Origin of the sequence: Williamsia sp. 1135 (genome assembly GCF_002095395.1) — a bacterium.
GTDB lineage: Bacteria > Actinomycetota > Actinomycetes > Mycobacteriales > Mycobacteriaceae > Williamsia.
Genome location: NZ_MJEI01000079.1, coordinates 21,907 through 47,340, shown reverse-complemented (window position 1 = coordinate 47,340; position 25,434 = coordinate 21,907). Strand labels below are relative to the sequence as shown.

The following is a 25,434-nucleotide window of genomic DNA, read 5'->3' as shown; positions in this document are numbered from 1 at the left end:
AGAGTACGTGCCACCACACGGCGACCGTCTGCGGTTGTCGCACGGGCCCGGCCCGAACACCGAGCCCTTCACGGGCGACGACACCGCGCTCGAGCGCCGCTTCGCCACGGTCAGCAGAGGACATCTGAACGCTTTCTCGCCGATACCCCTCGGATCGCCCCAGTTCAGACGCAGTTTCCTACCCGGTTATATCGGCGCGATACATTCGGGTGTACTGTTTGGCACACAGGTTTCTGCAACACGTTGAATGGAGGTGTCATCCCGATGCTCGAACTCGCAGTACTCGGTTTGCTCCTCGAGTCCCCGATGCACGGCTATGAGTTGCGCAAGCGGCTCACCGGTCTGCTCGGGGCATTCCGGGCGTTTTCGTATGGATCGCTGTACCCGTCGCTGCGCCGTATGCAGGCCGACGGGTTGATCGCTGAGGATGCCGGCCCACAAGGAACGCTCAAACGACGCGCACGTCGCGTCTATGCGCTCACTCCGAAGGGACGCGAGCGGTTCGCTGAACTGGTCGCGGACACGGGTCCTCAGAACTACACCGACGACGGCTTCGGAGTGCATCTCGCATTCTTCAGCCGGACCCCGGCAGAGGCGCGGATGCGCATTCTCGAGGGTCGTCGCCGGCAGGTGGAAGAGCGCCGCGAAGGTCTCCGTGAGGCCGTCGGACGTTCGAACCGCACAGTGGATCGCTACACGAAGCAGCTCCATCAGCTGAGTCTCGAATCCAGCGAACGTGAAGTCCGCTGGCTCAACGAGCTCATCGCCGCCGAGGGATCGGAGCGAGTCGAGGACCCGACAGCAGCGTCGCGTAACCCCGGCCCGTTACCCACCGAGACGGTCCATGCAGAACCAGAAACAACCTCAGTTACACCACACAAAGAAGGGGAACCCGACCATGGGTGACAACACCAATTCAGTTCGCGTGGCGATTGTTGGCGTGGGAAACTGCGCCTCATCCCTGGTCCAGGGCGTGCAGTACTACCAGGATGCCGATGAGAACGCCAACGTTCCCGGCCTCATGCACGTGAAGTTCGGCCAGTACCACGTTCGCGACGTGCAGTTCGTCGCCGCATTCGACGTGGACGCCAAGAAGGTCGGCTTCGACCTCTCGGACGCCATCTTCTCCAGCGAGAACAACACCATCAAGATCGCCGACGTGCCGCCGACCGGCGTCACCGTCCAGCGCGGACACACCCTTGACGGACTCGGCAAGTACTACCGCGAGACCATCACCGAGGCCGACGGCGAGGGCGCTGATGTCGTCCAGACCCTGAAAGACGCCAAGGTCGATGTACTCGTGTCGTACCTGCCCGTCGGATCCGAGCAGGCCGACAAGTTCTACGCACAGTGCGCCATCGACGCGAACGTCGCGTTCGTCAACGCCCTCCCGGTCTTCATCGCCAGCGACCCCGTGTGGGCCAAGAAGTTCGCCGACGCCGGCGTGCCGATCGTCGGAGACGACATCAAGAGCCAGGTCGGTGCCACCATCACCCACCGCGTCATGGCGAAGCTGTTCGAAGACCGCGGCGTCACCCTGGACCGCACCTACCAGCTGAACGTCGGCGGCAACATGGACTTCAAGAACATGCTCGAGCGTGAGCGTCTGGAGTCCAAGAAGGTCTCGAAGACCCAGGCCGTGACCTCGAACCTGACCGGTTCGCTGTCGGGCAAGATCGACGACAAGAACGTGCACATCGGACCCTCGGACCACGTCGCTTGGCTCGACGACCGCAAGTGGGCCTACGTCCGCCTCGAAGGCCGTGCCTTCGGTGACGTGCCGCTGAGCCTCGAGTACAAGCTCGAGGTCTGGGACTCCCCCAACTCGGCCGGCATCATCATCGACGCCGTGCGTGCAGCCAAGATCGCCAAGGACCGCGGCATCGGTGGACCCATCCTCCCCGCTTCGGCCTACCTGATGAAGAGCCCGCCCGAGCAGCTCGCCGACGACGTCGCGCGCACCCAGCTCGAAGCCTTCATTGTTGGAGCAGACGCCTGATCTGATCTGATCGAGCTTCACCCGAGAGCCGCCCACCTGTAAAAGGTGTGCGGCTCTTGGCATTCCGGGGTGCTGGAGCACTTCGACGACAACGGGCTGGGGACGGTTCACCAAGGTGGGGTGACCGCGCTCCGCCTAGCGGCCGGTGGTCTTCTCGATGAGCTCATAGGCGATGTCGGTCCGTATTCTGTCCGGATTCTCGAGATCGGCTTCGTCGTACCACGACTGGTCGGCTTCGGGGTGTGGGCCGCTGACCCCGACCTTGCCTTGCCCGTAGGGCGCGACCATGACTGCGGCGATCCCGTTGGGGTAGGTCGCCAGCACTTCGGCGTTCGAGTTCGGCTTCACGGTGAATGCGGGACGTCCTGGAAGTACATGTGCCGCTTCTGTCCGCGGTAGGTGACGTCGACGACGGTGTCCCGGTCGTTGTGGACGGTGGCGCCGGCGGTGTCGGTGTACCCGCCCACTGCGGCGGGCAGCAGGTCGAAACCGGGATCGGCTCCCGCCAGGTAGCCTCCGAAACACACGCCAAGATAGCTACCTCCGCCGCTGATCCATGCGCGCAGGTCGTCGGCGACTCCCTTGAGGTCGTCCCAACTGGACTCGAGATCCTGGCCTCCCCCAGGTTGCACGTACAGCGACGCGGTGGCCAGAGTGGCCGCGGTGAGAGGGGTGCCGGTGCCGGGACCCACATACTTGGTCCGGAACGGGTGCGGCGCATTGCGCAGGAGCGTCGCGATGGAGGGCGCGCAGTCGTCGCACCCTTGAGGACCGTTGTAGATCAGCGCGAGGGGGAGCTCGGGGTCCGGCGCACTGGTCGCAGGAGCGCAACCCATCACCATCACCAGCGCGGCCAGAGCCGTCGCGACCAACGCACGCACACTCGTCGAGCGGAAAGGACGCGATCTCCCCTGGCGGCGAACGGGCAAGTTGTCTCCTCGCGGACGGCCCGCGGCGGCGGCCCGGTGTGTGTTCGATTCGACAGCAGTGTAGACGGTTTCGGCTGTTCGGCACCGTAGATCGACGAGCAGGATCACGAAGAAGACCCACCGGATCACGGTGGGTCTTCGTGTGAGCGGCGGCGGATCAGCCGACGACGGTCGTGTCGTAGTAGCCGTCGCCGTCGGTGTCGACATGCACCGTGTCGATGTAGCCGTCGTTGTTGGCGTCCTCGTGCATCTCGTCGGCCATGCCGTCGCCGTCGGTGTCGTACTCCTCGTAGTTCGCGATGCCGTCACCATCGGTGTCGGTGAGTGCCGTGTCGACGATTCCGTCGGCGTTGGTGTCGTAGTACTCGGTGGCCATGATGTTCTCCTCGCTGGTGTGTGGCTTTCAGGGATAGGAGAGCCACGCACCGGCGAATGTTCCCGATGGCCGCGTTTTATTCAGGGCACAGGCCCTACATCTGCCAGTGCACCGGCTGCGAGATGATGTCGGCCAACCGCCTGCGGTAGTACTTCGCCGACTCCTCGTTGAACGCGCTCATCGTCTTCGCGGTCGACTCGGTGTCCCGCGCACGCATCGCGTCGAGGACGTCCTGCTGCATCTCCACCGCGGCAAGCCTGGTGGCCATCGGATGCTCGTTGGGTTCGGCGTCACGCACGAGCAACCACAGCGTCTCCATGACGATCTTCAGCGCGGGATTGCCGGCCGCCTCGTAGACACAGCGCTGGAAGACCGCATTGTTCTCCTGGAAGTTCGCGTAGTCGCCCGGGTCTTCGCGCATCCTGTCGAGTGCGGTCTGCATGACCTCGATCTGCTCGTTGGTCACGTTCGCCGCGGCAGCACGGGCCACGATGGGTTCGAGCATCAGCCGGACATCGATCACGTCGCTGATGTTGGCGCTGTCGATCTGCAGGAACAGTTTCATGGTGTTCCCGAGCGATTCGAGCTCGGGCCGCTTGGCGACCGGGCCACCACCGATGCCGGACTTGATGGTCACCAGGTCCCGGCTTTCGAGTAGCCGCAGAGCCTCTCGCACCGTGGTGCGGGCGACCCCGTGCTCGGCCACCATCTCCTTCTCGGTGGGCAGCCGCTGACCGACCACGATGCCCCCGGTGAGGATCTGATCCGCGATGACGTTTGCGATTTTTGCGGACATCTTCTGCCCGCGGACCTTCGGCCCTACGGTGTCTTCAGCGGTCATTTCTCCCCCATGGCGATCAGCTGGCGCTGCGTGGCTGTCAGCGCATTCGGCTCGTACGCTGACAACACTTTCAGCGCTCCGGCATTGCGCCCAACAGTACCCATCCGAACTGTGATGTGGGTCAAGTCTGTACATAGTTAGCGAGATTAGATACTGTAGCCGATGTCAGAAAAGTACGCAGTGCAGGACAGGAGGTAGCCATGTTGCCAACGCGGCCGCCGAATGCCGAACTCGCGCAGTCGTTTCGCGACGGTGGACACTGGAATGACAAGCCGATCGGCCATTTTCTCTCCCGCGCGGCCCAGCTCTACCCCATGGCAACGGCGGTGGTCGATGGCGCCCGCAAGCTGACCTTCGCCGAGGTCGACCTACAAGCAACCCGATTGGCGGCCGCATTGCACGCCCGTGGGGTCACCCCGGACGACGTGGTCTCCTTTCAGCTTCCCAACTGCGCTGAGGCGGTCATCGTCTTCCAGGCCGTGATGAAGATCGGTGCCGTCGCCAACCCGATCGTGCCCATCTATCGGTCCCGCGAACTACGCTTCATCCTGGGTCAAGGGCGGGCCAAGGTCGTGTTCATCCCGGCCGAACTCCGCGGCGTCGATGTGGGCGAGATGTACCACGGCCTCGCCGCCGCCCTGCCGGACCTCGAATGGATCATCTCGCTCGGCGACGCCTCCGGCGCCGGAAGCCTTGCCGTCACCTGGACCGATCTGATGAGCTCGGTGACGACCCCGATGATCAGCAAGGCCCGGGCCCTTGCACCTCCGGTTGCCGACGACGTCTGCCTGCTGCTGTACACCTCGGGCACCACCGCCGACCCCAAAGGGGCGCTGCACAGCCACAACACACTGGTCTACGAGAACCTCTCGATGATCGACTGGTTCGGTCTCAACGAGACCGACGTGATCTTCAACCCTTCACCGGTCACCCACGTCACCGGTATCAACTGCGCCTTGATCCTGCCCTTCCTGCTCGGCGCACCCGTTGTCCTGCAGGACGTGTGGGATCCCGCGATTGCCTTGCAGCGCATCGTCGCCGAACGTGGCAGCTTCATGATCTTCTCCACACCGTTTCTTCGTGGGCTGCTCGACGTTGCCGAATCAACCGGCACACCGACGCCCTCGATCCGGTACATCGTCTGCGGCGGTGCCGACATCCCGGACGCACTCACCGCCGCGGCCACCGAGCGACTCGGAACGGTGGTGCGGATGTATGGCGCCACCGAGGGCCCGTCGGTCAGTACCGCCGATCGTTGGGATCCGCTCTATCTCCGGATAAACACCGACGGGCGGCCGATCGGCCCGACCGAACTCCTGGTGTCCGACGGCAAAGGTGGCCTCGCGCAGACCGGCGAAGTCGGTGAGATCATGTGGCGCGGCCCTGACACCTTCCTCGGCTACCTCGAATCCTCGCTCAATGCAGAAGCTTTCACGGCCGACGGGTTCTTTCGGACCGGCGATCTGGGCCGCTTCGACAGCAGCGGCGGCATCCACGTCGTCGGTCGTATCAAGGACATCATCAACCGGTCGGGCGAGAAGATCAGTGCCCACGATGTCGAGAATCAGCTCAGCGAACACCCGGCTGTCGTCGAGGTCGCTGTCGTCGCCGGACCGGACCCCCGGACAGGAGAGCGCGGCTGTGCATTCGTGGTGACCCGCGACCACCGCGACCTCACCCTCGGAGAAGTCCACTCATTCCTGCTCGACCGGGAGATCGCAGTCCAGAAGATCCCGGAGAGCGTCTTCGTGGTCGATTCGCTGCCGAAGACCGCTAGCGGCAAGGTGCAGAAGTTTGCGCTGCGCGACTGGACCCGCGATCGGGATGCGCTTCCACCGCAGATGTCGGCGATGAAGTTCGCCGCAACACATGAGAAATAGGGGCCGAATGACTGTTCAGACGCCTGGCATCGAACACCTCGTCGTCACCGAGCCGGAACCGGGTATCGCACTCGTCGAGCTGGCCCGCGGCAAGGTGAACGCTATCGACACCCAGATGTACGACGAGATCGCTCAGGTCTTCGACATCTTGTCCGACAACCAGGACATCCGTGCCATCGTGCTCACCGGCCGCGGCAGGATCTTCTGCGCTGGGAATGATCTCGGCAACTTCCGGGTGATGGATGCGGTCAGCGGCGATGCCGAGATGCGCAGCGTGCGGCGCGCGCTCTTCGGGCTCTACGACTGCGCGCTGCCCGTCATTGCTGCGATCAACGGTCCGGCACTCGGGAGCGGTCTCGCGTTGGCCTCGCTCAGCGACATCGTCGTCGCCTCCGACCGGGCGACGTTCGGCCTTCCGGAGATGGGCGTCGGCGTACTGGGTGGTGGCCGGTTCACCGCCAGGATGCTTCCCCAACAGGCGATGCGCCGGATGTTCTTCACCGCCGAACCCGTCGACGCCGAAACCCTACGCAGCTGGGGTGCCCCGATCGACGTGGTGCCCCACGACGAGATCCTCGAGGTCGCGATGTCGCGGGCGCGCGTCATCGCTGCGAAGAGCCGATATGCGCTGACCCTCGCCAAGCAGTCGTTGAACGGGTGCGAAGACGTCGACCTCAAGCGCGGCTACGAACTCGAACAGACCTTTACCGTGCGACTGTCCGAGCATCCCGACTCCAAGAAGGCCGTCGAGGCCAGGATCGCAGAGATGGCGAAGGGAAAGAAGTCATGACGCCGGCACCCGGTTCGAGCGAAGCACATGTCATCGATCTGGACGCGTTCTCAGAGAAATGCGTTGCCTGGCTCGATGAGCACCTCGACCGGCGTGAGAGCGGGTCGACGGTTGCCGCCGATCCCAATTATGCGATCTTCCACAACCACACCCACGACGAGGAACGCGCGCTGATCGACACCGCACGGGACTGGCAGCGGCGCAGGGTCGATGCGGGATTCGGTGCGATCACCTGGGGTTCTGAGTGGGGTGGAGCAGGCCTCACCGCAAGCCACGAACGGGTGTACGTCGGTCTCGAGCGGCAGTACAACACGCCAGACCGTCACGAGACCGTCTTGGTCACCGTCGAATTGGTGGCGCCGACCCTCCACGTGCTCGGTACCGAGGACCAGAAGAAGCACTTCGTCACGCCTTTCCTGCGGACCGATCTCCTGTGCTGCCAGCTGTTCTCGGAACCGGGTGCAGGATCCGATCTCGCCGGCCTCTCGACCAAGGCCGTGAAGTCCGGCGACACCTGGCGTGTCAACGGGCAGAAGGTCTGGAGCTCGGGCGCGCAGTTCTCCGAGTGGGGCCTGCTCATCGCCCGCACCGACACCACCGTCGCCAAACACCGTGGGATGACAGCGTTCATGGTGCCCATGGACGCGCCCGGGGTCGACGTCCGACCCATTCGGCAGAGCTCTGGCGGTTCGACCTTCAACGAGGTCTTCCTCACCGACGTCGAACTTCCGGACTCGCTGCGCATCGGTGCCGAAGGCGATGGCTGGAAAGTCGCCCTCACCACGCTTGGATTCGAACGCAATTCGAGTGCCGGCATCGTCAGCGCCGGCGGCAACAGCGCCGACCTGGTGCGGCTGGCCAAGAGTCTCGGGATCACCGAGGACCCGCTGGTACGGCAGCAACTCGCGGACGCGGCGATCTACGAGCGCGCCGCGGCGCTGATGGTGGCGCGTTACGCAGAGCGGGAGCAGTCGGGAGCCGTTCCAGGAGTGGAGGGTTCGATCGGCAAGCTCGTCTGGACCCAGAACCTCAAGCGGATCGGCGACGCTGCCGCGTCGTTCCTCGGGCCGAAGATCCTTGCCGACACCGGAGAATCGAACACCTTCGCCTGGACCGAACATCTCCTGGGTGCGCCCGGCTATCGGATCGCGGGCGGCTCAGACGAGATCCAGCGAAACATCATCGGCGAACGCGGGCTCGGACTGCCCCGCGAACCACGTTAGGAGCTCGGCAATGCCTCTCGAATTGACGGTCGAACAACGCGATCTCGAATCCAGTCTCCGGTCGTCGCTGGCACGGACCTCAGCGGGCGAAGACGTCTGGAGTGCCTTGCTGGAGATGGGCCTGACCGAGGTCCCGTTCCCGGAGACCTACGGCGGAGCCGGATTCACCCTGAAGGACACCGCGGTGGTGATGGCCGAGCTGGGTAGATCGCTCGGTGCCGCGCCGTACTTCTCGTCGGTGATCCTGGCGGGTTTCACCCTGCTGCATGCAGGTTCGGAGGCCGCCAGGGCACAGCATCTGCCGACCATCGCAGACGGCAGCGTGACCGCCGCACTTGTGACCGGCTACCCGTTCGCGACGTCGACGATCACCGCATCGGTCGGTGTCGGTGACACGATCGTCCTCGATGGCGCGCAGGAGGCCGTGGTCGCCGGCGCGGACGCTGATCTGCTCGTCGTCGTCGCCGAAGGACCCTCCGGTACGGAGTTGGCGGTCATCGACGGTGACGCCGGCGGGGTGGTCCGCACCGCACGCGAATCCCTCGACTTCACCAGACCACTCGCACGAATAGAGTTCACCGGGGCAGTGGCCCAGCGCATCGGCGGCGATGATCTCGTCGCAGGTCTCGCGAAGGCGCAGGCCATCGCGATCACCGCACTCGCCGCCGAACAGGTGGGTGCCGCGCGCGCCTGCCTCGAGATGTCCGTGGAGTACGCCAAGACCCGCCAGCAGTTCGGCCGGGCCATCGGATCGTTCCAGTCGATCAAGCATCGGCTGACCGACATGCTCGTCGCGATCGAACTCGCGGAGGCCGCGGTGCTCGATGCGGCCGAGGCGGATACCCGCAGCGACAACGAACTGTTCGTCGCAGCCGCGACCGCCCGGGTACTGGCCTCACGAGCCGCAACCTTCGCGGCCGAAGAATCCGTCCAGATCCACGGCGGCATCGGCTTCACCTGGGAACACCCTTTGCACAGGTACTTCCGTCGGGCGAAGACGAGCGAATTGCTCTTCGGCAACACCACCGTGCACGCCGAGACAGTTGCTGCCGCGCTGGTGTCCTGAGCCAGCAGGAATGTCAGAGCGCGATCACGGCTTGTTCACTGCGCCCGCATCGACGGAGTACTGCGACGCCGTTACGTAGCGCGCCTCGTCGGAGGCCAACCAAGCCACGAGGTTGCTCACATCGCGGGGGTCGATCCACGGAACCGGGAGCAGGTTGGTCACCTTCATCGCCTCGGCGGCAGCATCGCGGGTGGGATTCGGGTCATCCGGGGAGAACAATCCCCAGGTCCGCTTGTTCTGGATCATCGGGGTGTCCACACCGGTCGGGTGCACCGTGTTGACCCGGATGCCGAAGGGCCCGAGCTCCTGCGCGAGACTCTTCATCAACCCGACCACCCCGTGCTTGCTGGCCGTGTAGTGCGGCGCATTCGCGTAACCCTGCATGCCTGCAGTGGAACTGGTCAGCAGGATGACGCCGCCGCCCTGTTTCTTGAGGTGCGGGATGGCCGCGTGCGCAGTGAAGAAGACGCCCGTCAGGTTGATGTCCAGGACGTCGCGCCATGCCTCTTCGGGCATGCCGTCGGCGTCGTGACTGATGAAGATGCCGGCGTTGGCCAGCACGATGTCCAATCCACCCAGTGCAGCAACGCCTTCGTCGAGAGCGGCGGTGAGCGCCGAGAGGTCGCGAACATCGACCTCCCGCGCAACGATTCGTCTGTCCAGACCCTCGACCAGGCGCACGGTCTCCGCCAGGTCGTTGGGCTCCGCCAACTCGTAGAACGGCGTCACGCTCTCGATCGGCCGGCAGATGTCGACCGCGATGATATCCGCGCCTTCTTCGGCGAGACGGATCGCGTGCGAACGCCCCTGTCCTCGTGCAGCTCCCGTGATGAAGGCGACTTTGCCTTCGAAACGACCACCCATGTTTTCTCACTCCTTCGCATTGTTGGGTCACGGGCGACATCGCGCCCGTACCCCTGATCTAGCCGACGACGAGCAACAGGTCTCCGCCGTCGACCTGAGCGCCCCGGCTGATCGGGACCCTGGTCACCACACCGGCTTTGGTCGCGGTGATGGTCGCTTCCATCTTCATCGCCTCGATCGAACCGACCGACTCCCCTTGAGCAACGCTGTCCCCCTCTTTCACCGACAGCGTCACCACGCCGGTGAACGGCGCCGGCAGATGTCCGGGGTCACTACGGTCGGCCTTCTCAGCCGAACGTGTCGTCGTCTCGATACTTCGATCGCGAATCTGAACCGGGCGCAGCTGTCCGTTGAGGATGCACAGGACGTTGCGCATCCCATTCGCGTCCGGGTCGGAAATTGCCTCGAGGCCGATGAGTAGTTCCACGCCTTTTTCGAGCTGCACCCGGTGTTCTTCGTCCTGCCGTAGACCGTAGAAGTACTGGTTGGTCGACAGCTGCGAGGTGTCGCCGTAGCTGGCTCTGTGCGACTCGAACTCCTTTGTCGGGCCGGGGAACAGCAGTCGATTCAGTGCTTCTCGTCGATCTTGCGAGCTGCCGCCGATTGCGGTGGTATCCGCCTCGGTCAGCGGGACGATCGCCCGCGGCTCGGCGCGGCCGGCCAGCGCACGCGAGCGCAATGGCTCGGGCCAGCCACCGGCAGGTTCACCCAGGTCTCCGCGCAGGAAGTCGATCACCGACGCCGGGATGTCGTACCCGGCAGGATCGGCCGCGAACTCTGCCGCCGTGGCGTCCGCGCCGACCAGCGACAGCGCGAGATCTCCGACGACCTTCGACGACGGCGTCACCTTGATCAGGCGGCCGAGGATCCGGTCGGCACCCGCGTATGCCGCTTCGATGTCTTCGAAGCGGTGGGCCAGGCCGAGGGCATCGGCCTGCTGACGCAGGTTGGACAACTGGCCACCCGGGATCTCGTGCGTATAGACCCGGCCGGTGGGAGCCGGAAGCCCGGATTCGAAGGGTGCATACGCAGATCGCACTGCAGCCCAATAGGGTTCGAGATCGCAGATCGCGGTGAGGTCCAGTCCGGTCGCGCGGTCGGTGTGGTCGGTCGCGGCGACGATGGCCGACAACGCAGGCTGGCTGGTGGTACCGGCGAGCGCAGCGCTGGCGCCGTCCACGGCGTCGACGCCGGCCTGCCAGGCCGCGTAGTAGGTCGCGAGCTGACCACCTGGCGTGTCGTGGGTGTGCAGGTGCACCGGAAGGTCGAAACGTGATCGCAGCGCGCTGACCAGTGTGGCCGCCGCGGCGGGACGAAGCAGACCGGCCATGTCCTTGATGGCCAGGATATGCGCACCTGCCTCGACCATCTGCTCTGCGAGTCGCAGGTAGTAGTCCAGCGTGTACAGCGTCTCGCGTGGATCGGCGAGGTCACCGGTGTACGACATCGCGACCTCGGCGACGGCCGTCCCGGTCTCCCGGACCGCGTCGATCGCCGGACGCATCTGGTCGATGTTGTTGAGCGCGTCGAAGATTCGGAAGGTGTCGACGCCGGTGTCGGTCGCCTCGCGGACGAACGCGTGGGTCACCTCGTCCGGGTATGCCGTGTAACCGACCGTGTTCCGGCCTCGCAGCAGCATCTGCAGGCAGATGTTCGGCATCTCGGCGCGGAGCGCAGCGAGGCGTTCCCACGGATCCTCGTGTAGGAAGCGCAACGCGACGTCGTAGGTCGCGCCGCCCCAGGCCTCGACGGACAACAACTGCGGGGTCATACGCGCGACATGCGGTGCGACGGTCACGAGATCGCGGGTACGGACCCGGGTCGCGAGCAGAGACTGGTGTGCATCTCGGAAGGTCGTGTCGGTGACGGCCAGTGCTGATGCGGCACGGAGGTCGGCCGCAAACCCGGCGGGACCGAGTCGGAGCAGTCGATCCCGTGACCCGGGTTCGGGCCGGGAGGTCAGATCGACGCTGGGCAACTTGTCGATCGCGTAGACCGACGACGGCCGCTCGCCGTGGGGTCTGTTCACGGTGATGTCCGCTAGGTAGCGCAGAATCTTGGTGCCGCGGTCCGCAGACACGTGCTGTGTCAACAGTTCCGGGTGTTCTTCGATGAACGTCGTCGTGACGTTCCAGGCGAGGAAGTCCGGATTGTCCAGGACCGCTTGCAGGAAAGGGATGTTCGTCGAGACGCCGCGTACGCGGAACTCGGCGATCGCTCGCCGCGACCGCGCGCAGGCCGTCGCGAAGTCGCGACCGCGGCAGGTGAGTTTGACCAGCATCGAGTCGAAGTGCGACCCGATCTCCGAGCCGACACCCACGCTGCCGTCGAGGCGCACCCCGGACCCGCCGGGGGTTCGGTAGGCCGTCACCCGGCCGGTGTCCGGCCGGAAGCCATTGGTCGGGTCTTCCGTGGTGATGCGGCATTGCATGGCCGCACCGCGGATCTCGATCGAATCCTGCGTCAGTCCCAGGTCGGCGAGGGTCTCACCGGAGGCGATCCGCAACTGCGAGCCCACCAGATCCACATCGGTGATCTCCTCGGTGACGGTGTGCTCCACCTGGATCCGCGGATTCATCTCGATGAACACGTAGTTGCCGAACGGGTCGAGGAGGAACTCGACGGTTCCCGCGCAGGTGTATCCGATGTGCCGGGCGAACTTGACGGCATCGGCGCAGATACGCTGCCGGAGTGCGGGATCGAGTCCCGGGGCGGGCGCGACCTCGACCACCTTCTGGTGCCGTCGCTGCAGTGAGCAATCCCGTTCGTACAGGTGGATCACGTCGCCGGCGGCGTCGGCAAGTATCTGTACCTCGATGTGCCGGGGATCGACGACCGCCTGCTCGAGGAACACCGTGCCGTCGCCGAACGCGGTCTTCGCCTCCCGCGATGCTGCCTCGATCGATTCGCGCAGTTGCCCCGGCTCGGCGACGCGGCGCATCCCGCGCCCTCCACCACCGGCCACCGCTTTGACGAAGAGCGGGAATCGCATCGCGGCGGCCGCCTCGATCAGTGCGTCCACATCGTCGGAGGGCGCAGACGAGGCGAGCACCGGGAGGCCCGCTGCGCGAGCTGCGGCGATGGCCTGCGACTTGTCACCCGTCAACTCCAGGATCTGCGCCGACGGACCGACGAACACGATGCCCTCGGCCTCACAGGCGGCAGCCAAGCCGGCGTTCTCCGAGAGAAACCCATACCCCGGGTACACCGCATCGGCGCCCGAACGCTTCGCCGCCGCAATGATCTCGGAGACCGAGAGATAGGCGCGGACCGGGTGCCCCGTCTCGCCGATCTGATAGGACTCGAACGCCTTCGCCCGGTGCGCCGAGTTCCGATCCTCGTAGGGAAAGACCGCAACGGTCGATGCTCCCAGTTCGACGGCGGCGCGGAATGCTCGAACCGCGATCTCTCCGCGATTGGCTACGAGGACTTTCGAGAACATGGCGTTCCTCCGAACAAGGGGTCATGGCGGATACGGGTCATGGCGGAATCGCAAAAGAACACCTCGCAGGTTCGGCGAGGCGTGCAATCAGGGGATGTGAGCTGAGTCTCTCACAGTTCGGATGAACTTACTAGACGAGTCGTAAAGTTACTAGCCGAGCGCTCCCTGCTGGAAAAGATCTTCAACTTGCTGCGCAATATCTCTGTACATGTTTCTATTGTGCCGATGTTTCTATAGTGTGACTTGAAATACAGTCCTACAGCACCTCGAGGAGGACTCGTGAGCAACGAGCAGAACGCCGACACCTGGATCACCGACTGGGAGTACAGCGAGCGGTACCCCGTGTACACGCGCGCCAACGCAGGAGAGGTGCTGCCGGACCCGTCGAGTCCCCTGAATGTCAGCCTCGTCTGGAACAAGGGCCTCAACATCGGCTGGCGTGAGGGATACGTCGAGCATCTCGGCACCCACCTGGCCTCCGAGCTCGACGAGGTGATGCCCGAGACGCTCGGCAACTTCGGTGGTTACCACTTCACGAACTTCTCGGCGACCGAACTCAACGGCGCCCGCCTGCCCGGAATGACCGTCCCGGAGTGGAACCGACTATGGGTCGGCGACCACCCGGACCTTCCCGACTACGTGGAAAAGCCCGGCCACGCCAACGCAGAACTCACCGCGCGCCTGGCGGAGAAGAGCGCCTGGGCGCTGACCACCGACGAGTTCCCCGAAGCGGAGGAGACCAAGCGACGGGCCGATCAGGCACGGGCAAACCGGCCTGACCTGAGCACGCTGAACGATCAGCAGTTGGTCGATCACGCACGGTCGTTCGTCCCCGACCTGATCTTCTGCTACGCATACCACCCGGTCACCACCACACTCTCGACCGTTGGACCTGCGGTCGCGGGCGCCCTGCTGGCGTCGATCGGTGAAGCCGACAAACTCGGCGACCTGCTCAGCGGTCTCGGTGGTGTCGACTCCGCCGCACCGTCGTTCGCACTGTGGAACATGGGCCGGCTCGTTGCGGGCTCCGACGAGTTGACCACGCTGTTCGACAACGGCCTCGCCACCCTGCTCGACGCCGTGGACGCGAGCGGGTCTCCCGATGCCAAGCAGTTCCGGATGGACTTCGACGACTTCCTCTACAAGTACGGTTCGCGCGCGCCCAACGAATGGGACATCCGTTCGGACAGCTGGGAATCGAAGCCTGTTCTCGCATTGCTCGCGATCAATGGGATGCGCCTGAGTCCGGACTCGTCAGACCCGGAGCTGATCCGCCAGCGCAACGAGACGAAGCGAATCGCACTCACCGCTGAACTCGCGGCGAAGATGCCCGATGAGGCGACGCGACAGAGCTTCCTCGACGCCGCGAAGTCGATCACCCGGTTCATGCCGTGGCGCGAGCGCACCAAGACCGCTTGCGTGAAGGTGATGGGTGAGATGCGCACAGCACTTTACGAATTGGGCCACCGGATGGTCGCGCGAGGGGTCATGGAAGACCACCACGACGTCACGATGCTGCTCGCCGATGAACTGGACGCCTTCGCGGCCGACCCCGAGTCCTTCAAAGAGACGATCGCGCAGCGGCGCGAGCAGTATCTCGCACTGTTCGACCTCGAGCCACCGTTCTTCCTGTTCGAGCCGCTTCCGTTGTCGCAGTGGCCCAAGCGGACCGAGCACAAGGCACAGATCGCCGTCCCCGGTGAATCGATCGCCGGTGTGTCCGGTGCGCCCGGCGTGAGCCGCGGCCGCGCCCGGATCCTGCATGATCCCTACGACGCCGAGCACCTCGAAGAGGGCGACATCATCATTGCGCCCCAGACGGATCCGGCCTGGACTCCGTTGTTCGTGTTCGCGGGCGGCGTCGTGGTCAACGTGGGCTCGACCATCACACACTCGTCCATCGTCTGTCGCGAGCTGGGAATTCCCTGCGCGGTGTCGGTGCAGGATGCCACCGCGCGCATCCCCGACGGTGCGATGATCGAGGTCGACGGCAACACCGGAACAGTGACGGTGCTCTAATGGTCGAGATCGGTCTGACCCTCCCGCAGCTCGGTGAACACGTCGATGCCGCTGCGATCAGGTCCTTCGCGACCTCGGCCGAAGAACTCGGCTTCGCCAGCCTGTGGGTGCAGGAGCACCTGTTCTACCCGGAGGCGAACGAGTCGATCTACGGCGGGCGGCACACCACCAGCGTCCATCCCGCGTACCGCTCGGTACTCGGGGCCACCGAGCTGATGGCCTTTGTCGCCGCCTGTACCGAGAAAGCGATGATCGGCAGCAGCATCCTCGTCGCCGGCTACCACCGTCCAGTTGAATTGGCGCAACGTCTTTCGACGCTCGACGTACTGTCCGGCGGTCGCCTCGTCGCGGGCCTCGGAGCCGGTTGGTCCGATGAGGAGCACGGCCAGATGGACGTCGATCCACGCACGCGCGGCCGGCGCATGAGTGAACTCGTCCAGGCCGTCCAAGCCTGTTGGGGACCTGACCCGGTCGAGTTCTCCGGGGAGTTCTTTTCTATCCCGCGGTCGGTGATCCGCCCCAAGCCTCTCCAGCAACCACACCCTCCGCTGCTGTCCGGACTGCGGTCGAAGGCCGGATTGGCCCGCACCGCAGCATTGTTCGACATCTGGAACCCCAGCAGCGGGACGGCCGAGGCACTACAAGAGCAGCTCGACACCATGGCGGGGTTACGCGCCGATGACGCCGCACCGGTCCGGTTGTTCCTGCGCTCCTATCTGCAGCGGCCCACCGATGCTGTCGGCTCCGGCGGACACGGCATCGAGGGTGTCCGCGGCGATCTTCGTACCGCGGTCGCGGCGGGGGCCGAGCAGTTCATCGTGGAGATAAACTTCTGGGACGAGATGCGATCCACCCAGGACTGGGCGGAGGCGCCGGCCCGGCTGGCCTCGCTACTCGAGACCGCCGAAGAACTCTCGACCGACATTTCGAAAGCGAGTGTGTTGTGAAGGCAGCAGTATTCGACGGCAACAGCCCGTCGCTGACGATCGAAGACATCCCACGGCCCGAGCCCCGGCGCGGCGAGATCCTGTTGAAGGTGACCGCCTGCGGTGTCTGCCACACCGACCTGCATGTGCTCAAGTCCGAGGTGAAGTTCCCGGTCCCGGCGGTACTCGGTCACGAGGTGTCCGGTGTCGTCGAGCAGACCGGTGAAGGGGTGGACAACGTCGCCGTCGGCGACCGCGTCGTCTGTAGTTTCATCATGCCGTGCGGCGATTGCCGGCACTGCGTCAGCGGCAAAGAGGATCTCTGCGAGAAGTTCTTTGCGCACAACCGATTAAACGGCACTCTCTACGACGGCGAGACACGACTGGGCCGCGCAGACGGCACTCCGCTGGCGATGTACTCGATGGGTGGACTTGCCGAATACTGCGTCGTGCCCGCATCCGACGCCTTCAAGGTCCCCGAGGGAGTCGGCCTCGGCGAGGTCTCCATCCTCGGCTGCAGCTCGTTCACCGCACTCGGTGCGATCAACAACGCCGAACTCGTCCTGGGCGACCGAATCGCGGTCATCGCGGCCGGTGGCGTCGGATCGTCGATCGTGCAGTTCGCGGTCGCGTCCGGCGTTTCACAGATCATCGCGATCGACATCGACGACGAGAAGCTGAAAGCCGTTGCGGCACTCGGTGCCACCCACACCATCAACTCGCGGGAGACCGACGTGGTCGCCGAGGTCAAGGCCCTCACCGACGGTCACGGGGTCGACGTCGCGTTCGAGGCCCTCGGCAACAAACACACCTTCGCCACCGCACTGGACATCCTCGACGACGGCGGCCGGGCAGTCGTGGTCGGTATCGCACCCGCCGGCAGTGTGGGAGAGATCGACCTGGCCCGCCTGGTCCGGCGCAAGCTGGAGATCCACGGTTCCTACGGCGCCAAGGCCCGCACGGACATGCCTGCCCTGCTTCGCCTGGTCTCGGGCGGGATCGTCGAGCCCGAACGGGTCATCACCCGCCGGTACACGCTGGATCAGGCCGACGAGGCCTACCAGGCGCTGGCCCGCGGTGAGATCATCGGGCGCGCGATCATCGAGATGGCCCCATCAGAATGACGGAGAGGGGCATTGTTGCTGTTGTCACCGGCGCAGCATCCGGTATCGGCCGGGCCGCCGTCGAGATCATTCTCGAGCGCGGCGGATCGGTCGTCGCCTTCGATACGACCCCGGAGTCGCTGGATTGGTTGGCGGGCAACGAAAACGCTGTGCCTTTTGTCGGCGACGTCACCTTTGACGTCGACAACCGCGCCGCCATCGAGCTCGCCGAGGAGTCGTTCGGCCGACTCGATGCCTTGATTCTCAATGCCGGGGTTCCGGCCTCCGGCTCGATCGAGACCCTCGACATGGACGTCTTCGACCGCTCGATCAACGTCAACCTGCGTGCCGTGGCACTCGGTGTACGGGAATCGATTCCGGCGTTCCGACGCAACGGCGGCGGTTCGGTGGTCATCACCGCATCGGCGACTGCGATGGGCGGTGAACCCAATCGCTGGCCTTATGCCGCCGCGAAGGCGGGCGTGGTCAATCTGGCGCGATCGTTCGCCATCGATCTCGCGAACGACAAGATCCGGGTCAACACCGTATGCCCCGGTCCGATCAGCACCGGCATGACCAAGCGCATCGAGGAGAACACGCCGGAGCGGTATCAGTCGCTCGCGTCGATGGTCCCTTTGCAACGGTGGGGCACCGCCCGTGAGGTCGGTGAGGTCATCGCCTTCCTGGCTTCTCCCCTCGCGTCGTTCGTCACGGGAGCATCGATCCCCGTCGACGGCGGAGCGACCTGCGGCAGCGGGCAGACCATCCCGATTCCCGCACCCGTCTGACCCGCCGCCGACCGGCTCAGCTGTTGGCGTCGCCTTCAGGCTGCTTCGCCGGCTTGATCTTCTGCTTGAGTTCGTAAGCCTTGATGACCACCTTCATGGTGATCTTCTGGATCAAGGTCGGCTCTTTGGCTTGCTCAGACATTCGGGTCCCCCATCGTGACCGGCTGGTAGCCGGTGATCTCTGCGGCCTGGTCGGCAGCGAAATCACACTAACCTGCCCGACCGCAGGCACGAACTACCTGGTCGGGTCGACCAGGACCTTGGCATGTTCGCTGGTACCCGAATCGAGCTCCCGGAACATCGCCACCAGATCGCCGAGCCCGATCGTGCCGGTGTGCAGCGACTTCACGTTGATGCGTCCATCCGCGATCAGCCGCATGGTGGCGGCAAAGTCTTCGTGGGAGTACGCGAGCGATCCGATGACGGTCAGCTCCCGGCTCTGCCAATCCCCGTAGCTCACGGATGAATTGGTGCCCGGGTAGCCGAGTAGCGCGAGCGTTCCACCGCGCCGGACCAGTTCGGCCGAGGGCTGCAGCAGCGCCGCGACGCCGGTGCATTCGAAGAGCACATCCGCGCCGAGCCCGTTCGTGGCCTCGGCGAGCAACGCCGGAAGGTCGCCGGGTTCGACCACATCGGTGAAGCCGAGCGCGGTCGCCGCCGCCCGACGCGGAGCCGATGGTTCGCTGATGATGAGTCTGCCCGCACCACCGGTGCGAGCATGTTGTGCGGTGAGCAGGCCGATCGGTCCCGCGCCCTGGACCACGACGGTCGATCCGAAGCGGATCTCTGCCCGCCGGACCGCATGGAACGTCACCGTCGCCGGTTCCATCAATGCCGCTTCCTCATCGGACAGCTCATCGAGCACCGGAATCGCCCGTCGAGCAGACACTTTCAGCTTCGTCGCGAAACCGCCGTGGGCCGGCGCATCGTCGGTGATGCCGTTGGCCTCTGCGAAGGCGAGATCGCAGTTGGGGGCGTGACCCGCACGGCACTGTGCGCAGACACCGCACGCAGGACCGACTCCGGCGATCACTCGCTGGCCGACCTCGAGTGTCGTGACGTCGTCGCCCACCGCGGTGACAGTGCCCATCCACTCGTGTCCGAATACCGCAGGCGGCAACGCCGCGGAGGCGTATCCGTGGGTGTCGGTGGCACAGATACCGCAGAATCCGATGTCGACGATGACACCGTCCGGCGCCGGTACCGGTTCGGCCTCGACAACGGTCTCGGCGACTTCCGGAGCGATCATGTGAACGAACTTGTTCTCGATCGCAGTTGTCCCCGTGGTCTCGGAATTCATGGCTGCCATCACTTCCCGGTCATGCGCTCGACAATGGGCGCAAATTGTTCGTAAGCCCGATCACCAATCGTAAAGTACGAGAATCCGAACTCTTCGCGACGTTGTTCGAGCTGATCACAGATGTCGTCGACCGTGCCGACGAGCGCGTGGGGGAAGGCCCGGAGCTCCGCGCGCGAGAAGCCCGTGCGTTCGATCAACGCGTCTTCGGTGACATCAGTCTGACCCTCGATGGCGACGAAGTAGGCGCCCGTCTCCAGTTCGATGTCAGCCATTCGATCTCCCGCTCCACCGCGTACCCAGCCCAGCTTCTTGTGGGTCTCGTCGACGGTCGAGGTGAGCACGCTGTCCGAGCCGAGCACGCCCGACCGGTTGTTGAAGTTGATGCTCACGATGTCGGCGGTTCTGCCTGCCAGCGTCAGCACCCGCCGCGCTCCGCCGCCGATCATGATCGGGGGCGTGATCTCAGGGACCGGCAGTGGCGAGAAGCCGTGCGCCTTCACGAACGTGCCGTCGACCTTGATCTCGTTTCCGGCGAGGTACTGGGTGATCAGCTCGACGGTTTCCTCGAGCCGATCCACTCGCAGACCCGCCGCCGGGAAGTCGATGCCCATCGCGTCGTATTCGGAGCCGAGCCAGCCTGCGCCGAGCCCGATCTCGATTCGATCTGGTGCGAACATCGCCAGCGTCGCAGCCTCTTTCGCCAACACCACCGGTTCGTGGTAGCTGGTGCAGAACATGCGGCAGCCGATCTTCAGCGTGTCGGTGACCTCTGCGGCGACGGCCATGCTCGTGATGGGAGCCATCGTCACCGGGCGGTGACCGGTCGGGTCGAGTGCGGCGCCCGGCCCGATGTAGTGATCGGACACGTGCAGAGCCGAATAGCCCATGTCTTCGACCTTGTGCGCGACGTCGCGCCATTCCTGTCCGGTATTTGCCCGATAGACCTGGGCAGCAAACCTGAAGGGTTTCTTAGTCATGACTACAGTTTCTCATTCTTCGTCGAATTTCACGAGGCCGGGCTCGGAGAGTGCGCAACCTGCTCCAGGACCTGGCGTGCTGCACGGCCGAGGTCGGCGGTCCACCCGCGTGGGTCGGTGACAGACCGGGCAGAAGGCGCCTCCACACTGACCGCGGCGGTGGCCGGAAGCCTTTGCAAGAGCTCCACCAGTGGCAATGCGCCCTTTCCCGGCGCGAGGCGATCGGTCCGGGCCTCCGTGATCGCCGCGTTGTGATCGGCGGCCGGTTCGGCCGTAGGAGCGTCGCAGATCTGGCAGTACGGCAGCAGCTCGGGGGCGATCACGTCGAGTTCGGACCACTGAGAACCCGCACGCGAGAAGTGCAGTGCGTCGACGAGTAATCCGGCATCCGAATTGCGGGCGTCCACGACGAACTTCGCTGCGGCCGTCATGTCTCGAACCGACGAGAAGACCATGGGCTCCAGGCAGGTTCGGAGCCCATACTCTCCCGACAGCTCTGCCAGGTCGGCGAAGTTGTCGGTGGCCCGGGGGTAGTCGTCGTCGAGGACGGTGACCAACAGAAAGCTCGCGTCGAGCTCGGCTCCTGCCTCGAGCACCGGCAACCAGTCCGACCGCGAGCTGCCGGGATGAAGTTTGACCACCTCGACGTCGAGCACCCGCATCCCGTTGTCCGACAGGGCGAGTTTGGTCTCACGCAGGAGCGCCGAGCCTGCAGGCAGCTGGAATCCGCGGTCGTGCGGTGTCTGCGCCACCCGTAGCCCGACCGCGTCGAATCCACCGAAGGCGGCATTGTCGATGAACTGCGGCGGGGATACACCTATCGAGGACAGGTGCGAGAGGGACATGATGCGTTGTGCTCGGATGTCTTTCACTCTTGCTCCGGTTTCTTCGGATCGTCTCGATGAGATGACACTGCCCGGGCGGTCACGCTCGGCCCGGGCAGTGTCATCTCACGCGGTCTCGCTTACTTCAGCCACAGGGCCTTGAACTGGTCCTGGTAGTCCTCGACACCCACGTAGAAGCCGGTCTCCGGATCCAGCACGGCGGCCTCGATGTTGTCCTTGTTGAGCAACTGGGTGGGCAGGAATGCGTCGTCGGCAGGCTTCAGGTCGTCACCGTTGAACTCGCGGGCGAGCATGTCCAGCACGCGCCACCCGAGGATCTGGACCGGGAACCCGACCCAGACACTGTTGTCGCCGTCTTTGAGCGACTTCAGGTTGTCAGGCGTCGGAGTCTGACCAGCGAAGGTCACCTGATCCTGGAGGCTCGCGCCACGCAATGCGGCGTCCACACCGAGCACGAGGTCTCCGAAGGAGAAGACTGCGTAGTTGATCGACGGATCACGCTGCAGCGTGCTGACCACGCTCTGCGGTGTCTTCGTACCCAGGTCGGTGACCTGCTGATTGACCAACTCCACCTTGCAGTCCGGGCACTGTGCCTTCATCTGCGCGGTGAATGCGTCGGTGAAGACGTTGAGGATCGGGTAGTCGGTGATGGAGAACAGCGCCACATTGGCATCGCCGTTGCTCTCGGCGACCACCTGGCTGGCGACCATCTTGCCCCACTCCTGGACCTGAGCGGTGCCGTCGAGCGACGTCGAGATGACGCCTGGAATGGGCTCGTCGCCGACGCTGTCAGCGATGACGACGATGCCGGCGTTCTTCGCCGACTCGATCTGCTTGGCGAGCATCGACACGGGGGTGCCCGAGAAGTGGATGGCGTCCGGCTTCAGCGCGATGGCCTGATCCATGGCCTTGGGCGCGGCCTCGGCGTCGGTTCCCATCAGGATGCGCTGATAACGCCATCCCAGCAGATCGGCCGCCTCCTGGATGGCGTCGTCCTTGGCACTCGAGATCGGCTGTGGCGTCTCGATACTGATCACGTACTTGCCGGCCGCCGGCGCCTTGCTCAGCGGGGTCTCCAGGACGAGGTTGGTCGGCGCCGCCTCGTACTGGTCTGCCACCGCCTGCGCGCCGGACACATCGGCCGCTTGGCCGGTGCCCCCTTCGTCGGAGCTGCTACACGCTGTCGCGAACAGACTCGCGGCGACCACGGCGACGAACGCCTTTGTCCATCGGGTTGTCTTCACTGGGATTCCTCTCGGGTGTTGGCTCTCTGCAGAGCCACGGACTGGAGTAGATGGCTTGAGCTGGAAGATGTTCGCAGAAGAGATGGTCGTCAATCCTGGAGATGTTCAGACGCGACGAGCCGTGCGAGCAGCGAGTGCGACGGCGATGATCAGGGCCAGGCCGTTGAAGAGATCGTTGACGTAACTCGGGGCCCCGGCGAGCTGCAGGCCCTTGACGCCGGTGGCCAGCAGGTAGATCGCGATGAGGGTTCCGAGGACGTTCACCCGGCCGGCGCGGATCTGCGTCGAACCCAGGAAGACCGCCGAGAAGGCGGGGAGCAGATAAGAGGGCCCGATGTCGGGTGCTGCGGTACCGAGTTTGGCAGCCAGGATCACACCCGTCAGCGCGGCAACGGTGGCCGATGTGACCAAGGCGCCGAACATGATCCGCTCGACCCGCAGACCGGCGAGCCGTGCGGCCTGGCGGTTGCCGCCGGTGGCATAGAGGTAACGGCCGAGCGGAGTCTTCTCCAGGACCACGTACATGACCGCTGCGACCGCGATCATGTAGAAGAACGGAAGCGGCAGGCCCAGGAACGGCTTGCTGCCCATGTCCAGGAATCCGTCGGTGAAGCCCTCGGTGATCTGCTTTCCGTCTGTCACGAAATAGGTACCTGCCAGCAGGATGCTGGACATACCAAGGGTTGCGATGAACGAGTCGACGTTGAGCTTCACAACGACGAAGCCGTTCACCGCACCGATGAGGGCACCACACAACAGGGTGGTCAGGATCGCGATGGGTGCGGCGATCCCCTGCGAGAGCTGGTACGACACCATCGCCACGGAGAAGCCCATCACCCCCGCGATCGAGAGGTCGAAGACTCCTGCCGCGAGCGGCACGATCAGGCCGATCGCCAGCATCGCGGTGATGGCCTGGTCGCCCGCGATGATGCGGAAGTTGCCCTCGGTCAGGAACAGGTCAGGAATCCAGATGGCGAACAGCACGATGATGGCAACCCACACGTACAGTCCGCTGAACCGGTCGAGACCGAGGTTGATCTTGCGTCCCTTGGTCTTCTCCGGGAGGAAGTCTCCGCCGCCCGGGGGTGGGCCCTTCGGCGCTGTCGCCGCGGCGTCCGTCGATTGTGTTGTCATGGTGTTCCTTTCGCAAATCGCGCGCGGGCTCAGGCCTCGGCGCGAACAGGCTTCTTGAGAGTCGAGGCGGTCAACCGGTCAGGGTCGATCCGGGGGCGGGAGAAGTCGTCGACCACGCAGCCGGCCGACAGCACGATCACGCGATCGCACAGGCGGGTGAGTTCGCCGTGATCGGTGGAGACCACCAGCACCGCGGCGCCGGACTGCGCGGCGTCGTCGACAAGTGTGTGGATGTCGGCCTTCGCGCCGATGTCGACACCCTGCGTGGGCTCGTCGAGCAGCAGGACGCGAGGTTTGCGGCGCAGCCATCGCGCCAGCACCACCTTCTGCTGGTTGCCACCACTGAGGGTGCCGAGATGGCGTTCGGTGTTGCCGGAGGGCCGCACACCGAGCTTCTCGAGCCATGTTGCGACGTCGGACTTCTCACGCTTGATCCGCAGCATGCCGCCTTTGGTGTACGCCCAGGGGTCGGCGACCGAGACGTTCTCACGAAGGGACGCGGTGGCGAAGGCGGCGTTGCTCAACCGCTCGGCGGGGACACAACCCACCCCCGCTGCCATCGCGAGATCGGGTCGTCCGTCCTCCACCGTCTTACCGTCGACAGTGACAGTGCCACCCCTGGTCTCGGCACCGAAGAGTGCGGGCACGATCTGCTCACGACCCGACCCGGTGATCCCGGCGATCCCGAGCACCTCGCCCGATCGGATCGAGAAGTCGAGGTCTTGCACGGCACCGCAGGAGAACCCGCGAACCTCGAGGACAGGATCCCCCGCGGTGTCCGTGGTCTCGTCAGGTTCGGCGAGGAACTCTTCGACGCGGCGGCCGATCATGAGTTCAACGAGGCCTGGCTCGTCGAGCCCTTCGAGGCTGCGGGTGGTGACGATGTTGCCATCGCGCATGACTGTCACGCTGTCGCACAGCGAAAAGACCTCGTTGAGGTGGTGCGAGACGAAGAGCACCGCGACCCCGCGGTCCCGGATTCTGCGCACCAGGTCGAACAGCCGAACAGCCTCTGCAGCAGGCAGGTTCGCGGTCGGCTCGTCGAGAACCAGGATGTTCGTCGCGCCCGACCGATCCTGTACGGCGCGAGCGATCGCGAGCATCGTTCGTTCGCTCATGCTCAATGCAGAAGCGAGCTTCTTGAGATCGATGTCGAAGCCCAGTTCGGCGAGAGCTGCCTTGGCCTGCGCGCGCTCGGCCTTGAAGTCGATCGTGCCGATGGACCTGGTCTTGTAGCCGTGTCCGAGCGCCAGGTTGTCGACGACGTCGAGGCTTTCGACCAGCCCGAGCTCCTGGTGGACGAAGCGCAGCCCGGCAGCCTCTCCGCTCCCGGGCACACCGAGGTTGAGTTCGCTGCCTGCAACGACGATCTTTGCACCGTCGTCCGGATCATGGTATCCGGCAAGAACTTTGATCAGTGTGGATTTTCCGCATCCGTTCTGTCCGACCAGACCGCGAATTTCACCGGGCGCGAGGACGAGAGTCACATCGTTGAGTGCTCGCTGACCGCCGAAAGTCTTGGAAAGACCGCTGATACTGAGCGCGTCTGTCATGAAGGCCTACCTACGTGAGGTGAGTTACTTGAACCGTTGTTTTGTTACCTACGTCATACTGAACTATGTACATGGATAAGTCCAGCGTTCCGGCAAACTCGTTATAATTGCCTCTCACGTGCACACTTACCGCCC

Annotated in this window: 23 protein-coding genes; 10 read left to right on the top strand and 13 right to left on the bottom strand. The window is 64.7% G+C overall.

What is annotated here, in order from left to right:
- The first annotated feature begins 264 nt into the window (after positions 1-264).
- Together BFL43_RS08325 and BFL43_RS08320 are read left to right on the top strand one after the other, a co-directional pair.
- A complete protein-coding gene (locus tag BFL43_RS08325; RefSeq protein ID WP_084837770.1) occupies positions 265-906 on the top strand; it encodes a PadR family transcriptional regulator in 642 nt (213 codons plus the stop codon).
- The gene (locus BFL43_RS08320) at positions 899-1,999 is read left to right on the top strand and encodes an inositol-3-phosphate synthase (RefSeq protein WP_084892100.1); all 1,101 of its coding nucleotides are present in this window, start codon (positions 899-901) and stop codon (positions 1,997-1,999) included. The genes BFL43_RS08325 and BFL43_RS08320 overlap by 8 nt, the downstream gene beginning before the upstream one ends.
- Positions 2,000-2,134: 135 nt before the next feature.
- Here BFL43_RS08320 and BFL43_RS29405 read toward each other — a convergent pair whose 3' ends face one another.
- From BFL43_RS29405 to BFL43_RS08305, 4 genes are all read right to left on the bottom strand, one after another.
- Positions 2,135-2,347 (bottom strand): hypothetical protein, encoded by a 213-nt coding sequence (locus BFL43_RS29405; RefSeq protein ID WP_240498141.1) that lies wholly within the window; start codon positions 2,345-2,347, stop codon positions 2,135-2,137.
- Entirely contained in the window at positions 2,344-2,880 is a 537-nt protein-coding gene (locus tag BFL43_RS08315) for a BPL-N domain-containing protein (protein ID WP_240498140.1), read from the bottom strand. The genes BFL43_RS29405 and BFL43_RS08315 overlap by 4 nt, the downstream gene beginning before the upstream one ends.
- A 205-nt stretch (positions 2,881-3,085) precedes the next feature.
- Positions 3,086-3,304 (bottom strand): hypothetical protein, encoded by a 219-nt coding sequence (locus BFL43_RS08310; RefSeq protein ID WP_084837773.1) that lies wholly within the window; start codon positions 3,302-3,304, stop codon positions 3,086-3,088.
- A gap of 94 nt (positions 3,305-3,398) precedes the next feature.
- A complete protein-coding gene (locus BFL43_RS08305; protein WP_084892099.1) occupies positions 3,399-4,145 on the bottom strand; it encodes an FCD domain-containing protein in 747 nt (248 codons plus the stop codon).
- Positions 4,146-4,345: 200 nt separating this feature from the next.
- Here BFL43_RS08305 and BFL43_RS08300 point away from each other — a divergent pair, with 200 nt between their 5' ends.
- The 4 genes from BFL43_RS08300 to BFL43_RS08285 are packed head-to-tail and all read left to right on the top strand — an operon-like array spanning position 4,346 to position 9,104.
- Positions 4,346-6,025 (top strand): AMP-binding protein, encoded by a 1,680-nt coding sequence (locus BFL43_RS08300; RefSeq protein WP_084892098.1) that lies wholly within the window; start codon positions 4,346-4,348, stop codon positions 6,023-6,025.
- A gap of 7 nt (positions 6,026-6,032) precedes the next feature.
- A complete protein-coding gene (locus BFL43_RS08295) occupies positions 6,033-6,815 on the top strand; it encodes an enoyl-CoA hydratase-related protein (protein WP_084892097.1) in 783 nt (260 codons plus the stop codon).
- Complete coding sequence (locus BFL43_RS08290) at positions 6,812-8,038, top strand: acyl-CoA dehydrogenase family protein (protein ID WP_084892096.1); 1,227 nt, start codon at positions 6,812-6,814, stop codon at positions 8,036-8,038. Before BFL43_RS08295 ends, BFL43_RS08290 begins: the two co-directional genes overlap by 4 nt.
- Before the next feature lie 10 nt (positions 8,039-8,048).
- Positions 8,049-9,104 carry an acyl-CoA dehydrogenase family protein gene (locus BFL43_RS08285; RefSeq protein WP_084892095.1) on the top strand — a complete coding sequence of 352 codons (1,056 nt, stop codon included), beginning with the start codon at positions 8,049-8,051 and terminating at the stop codon, positions 9,102-9,104.
- 24 nt (positions 9,105-9,128) lie between these two features.
- Here BFL43_RS08285 and BFL43_RS08280 read toward each other — a convergent pair whose 3' ends face one another.
- Positions 9,129-9,968 carry a mycofactocin-coupled SDR family oxidoreductase gene (locus BFL43_RS08280; protein WP_084892094.1) on the bottom strand — a complete coding sequence of 280 codons (840 nt, stop codon included), beginning with the start codon at positions 9,966-9,968 and terminating at the stop codon, positions 9,129-9,131.
- Between the two features lie 58 nt (positions 9,969-10,026).
- Positions 10,027-13,410, bottom strand: coding sequence for a pyruvate carboxylase (locus tag BFL43_RS08275; protein WP_084892093.1), 3,384 nt, complete (start codon positions 13,408-13,410; stop codon positions 10,027-10,029).
- Positions 13,411-13,689: 279 nt separating this feature from the next.
- Between BFL43_RS08275 and BFL43_RS08270 the strand changes: the two genes are divergently transcribed.
- Genes BFL43_RS08270 through BFL43_RS08255 form a run of 4 tightly spaced genes read left to right on the top strand, consistent with a single transcriptional unit; the run spans position 13,690 to position 18,246 of the window.
- The gene (locus BFL43_RS08270; RefSeq protein ID WP_084892092.1) at positions 13,690-15,429 is read left to right on the top strand and encodes a PEP-utilizing enzyme; all 1,740 of its coding nucleotides are present in this window, start codon (positions 13,690-13,692) and stop codon (positions 15,427-15,429) included.
- Positions 15,429-16,376 (top strand): TIGR03619 family F420-dependent LLM class oxidoreductase, encoded by a 948-nt coding sequence (locus tag BFL43_RS08265; RefSeq protein ID WP_084892091.1) that lies wholly within the window; start codon positions 15,429-15,431, stop codon positions 16,374-16,376. The genes BFL43_RS08270 and BFL43_RS08265 overlap by 1 nt, the downstream gene beginning before the upstream one ends.
- Positions 16,373-17,479, top strand: coding sequence for a zinc-binding dehydrogenase (locus BFL43_RS08260; protein WP_084892090.1), 1,107 nt, complete (start codon positions 16,373-16,375; stop codon positions 17,477-17,479). Before BFL43_RS08265 ends, BFL43_RS08260 begins: the two co-directional genes overlap by 4 nt.
- On the top strand, positions 17,476-18,246 hold the full coding sequence (locus BFL43_RS08255) for an SDR family NAD(P)-dependent oxidoreductase (RefSeq protein WP_084892089.1): 771 nt from the start codon (positions 17,476-17,478) through the stop codon (positions 18,244-18,246). The genes BFL43_RS08260 and BFL43_RS08255 overlap by 4 nt, the downstream gene beginning before the upstream one ends.
- 16 nt (positions 18,247-18,262) lie before the next feature.
- Here BFL43_RS08255 and BFL43_RS29740 read toward each other — a convergent pair whose 3' ends face one another.
- The 7 genes from BFL43_RS29740 to BFL43_RS08225 all read right to left on the bottom strand — a co-directional run bounded on the left by BFL43_RS29740 (position 18,263) and on the right by BFL43_RS08225 (position 25,299).
- Positions 18,263-18,388: a hypothetical protein gene (locus BFL43_RS29740; protein WP_276206099.1), complete on the bottom strand. Its 126-nt coding sequence runs from the start codon at positions 18,386-18,388 to the stop codon at positions 18,263-18,265.
- A 93-nt stretch (positions 18,389-18,481) separates the two neighbouring features.
- Positions 18,482-19,546 (bottom strand): zinc-binding dehydrogenase, encoded by a 1,065-nt coding sequence (locus tag BFL43_RS08250; protein WP_084892114.1) that lies wholly within the window; start codon positions 19,544-19,546, stop codon positions 18,482-18,484.
- A gap of 8 nt (positions 19,547-19,554) precedes the next feature.
- Positions 19,555-20,523, bottom strand: coding sequence for a TIGR03621 family F420-dependent LLM class oxidoreductase (locus tag BFL43_RS08245; RefSeq protein ID WP_084892088.1), 969 nt, complete (start codon positions 20,521-20,523; stop codon positions 19,555-19,557).
- Between the two features lie 29 nt (positions 20,524-20,552).
- Positions 20,553-21,395 carry a TIM barrel protein gene (locus tag BFL43_RS08240; RefSeq protein ID WP_240498139.1) on the bottom strand — a complete coding sequence of 281 codons (843 nt, stop codon included), beginning with the start codon at positions 21,393-21,395 and terminating at the stop codon, positions 20,553-20,555.
- A gap of 92 nt (positions 21,396-21,487) precedes the next feature.
- Positions 21,488-22,612, bottom strand: a complete 1,125-nt coding sequence (locus tag BFL43_RS08235) for a substrate-binding domain-containing protein (protein ID WP_168176571.1) — start codon at positions 22,610-22,612, stop codon at positions 21,488-21,490.
- Between the two features lie 105 nt (positions 22,613-22,717).
- Entirely contained in the window at positions 22,718-23,746 is a 1,029-nt protein-coding gene (locus tag BFL43_RS08230; RefSeq protein WP_084892086.1) for an ABC transporter permease, read from the bottom strand.
- A gap of 29 nt (positions 23,747-23,775) precedes the next feature.
- Positions 23,776-25,299 carry a sugar ABC transporter ATP-binding protein gene (locus BFL43_RS08225; protein WP_084892085.1) on the bottom strand — a complete coding sequence of 508 codons (1,524 nt, stop codon included), beginning with the start codon at positions 25,297-25,299 and terminating at the stop codon, positions 23,776-23,778.
- Between the last annotated feature and the right edge of the window lie 135 nt (positions 25,300-25,434).

Coding starts and splice junctions, on each gene's coding strand:
- BFL43_RS08325 (WP_084837770.1), top strand. CDS start 265: ATGCTCGAACTCGCAGTACTCGGTTTGCTCCTCGAGTCCCCGATGCAC.
- BFL43_RS08320 (WP_084892100.1), top strand. CDS start 899: ATGGGTGACAACACCAATTCAGTTCGCGTGGCGATTGTTGGCGTGGGA.
- BFL43_RS08310 (WP_084837773.1), bottom strand. CDS start 3,304: ATGGCCACCGAGTACTACGACACCAACGCCGACGGAATCGTCGACACG.
- BFL43_RS08305 (WP_084892099.1), bottom strand. CDS start 4,145: ATGACCGCTGAAGACACCGTAGGGCCGAAGGTCCGCGGGCAGAAGATG.
- BFL43_RS08300 (WP_084892098.1), top strand. CDS start 4,346: ATGTTGCCAACGCGGCCGCCGAATGCCGAACTCGCGCAGTCGTTTCGC.
- BFL43_RS08295 (WP_084892097.1), top strand. CDS start 6,033: ATGACTGTTCAGACGCCTGGCATCGAACACCTCGTCGTCACCGAGCCG.
- BFL43_RS08290 (WP_084892096.1), top strand. CDS start 6,812: ATGACGCCGGCACCCGGTTCGAGCGAAGCACATGTCATCGATCTGGAC.
- BFL43_RS08285 (WP_084892095.1), top strand. CDS start 8,049: ATGCCTCTCGAATTGACGGTCGAACAACGCGATCTCGAATCCAGTCTC.
- BFL43_RS08280 (WP_084892094.1), bottom strand. CDS start 9,968: ATGGGTGGTCGTTTCGAAGGCAAAGTCGCCTTCATCACGGGAGCTGCA.
- BFL43_RS08275 (WP_084892093.1), bottom strand. CDS start 13,410: ATGTTCTCGAAAGTCCTCGTAGCCAATCGCGGAGAGATCGCGGTTCGA.
- BFL43_RS08265 (WP_084892091.1), top strand. CDS start 15,429: ATGGTCGAGATCGGTCTGACCCTCCCGCAGCTCGGTGAACACGTCGAT.
- BFL43_RS08255 (WP_084892089.1), top strand. CDS start 17,476: ATGACGGAGAGGGGCATTGTTGCTGTTGTCACCGGCGCAGCATCCGGT.
- BFL43_RS29740 (WP_276206099.1), bottom strand. CDS start 18,388: ATGTCTGAGCAAGCCAAAGAGCCGACCTTGATCCAGAAGATCACCATG.
- BFL43_RS08250 (WP_084892114.1), bottom strand. CDS start 19,546: ATGAATTCCGAGACCACGGGGACAACTGCGATCGAGAACAAGTTCGTT.
- BFL43_RS08245 (WP_084892088.1), bottom strand. CDS start 20,523: ATGACTAAGAAACCCTTCAGGTTTGCTGCCCAGGTCTATCGGGCAAAT.
- BFL43_RS08230 (WP_084892086.1), bottom strand. CDS start 23,746: ATGACAACACAATCGACGGACGCCGCGGCGACAGCGCCGAAGGGCCCA.
- BFL43_RS08225 (WP_084892085.1), bottom strand. CDS start 25,299: ATGACAGACGCGCTCAGTATCAGCGGTCTTTCCAAGACTTTCGGCGGT.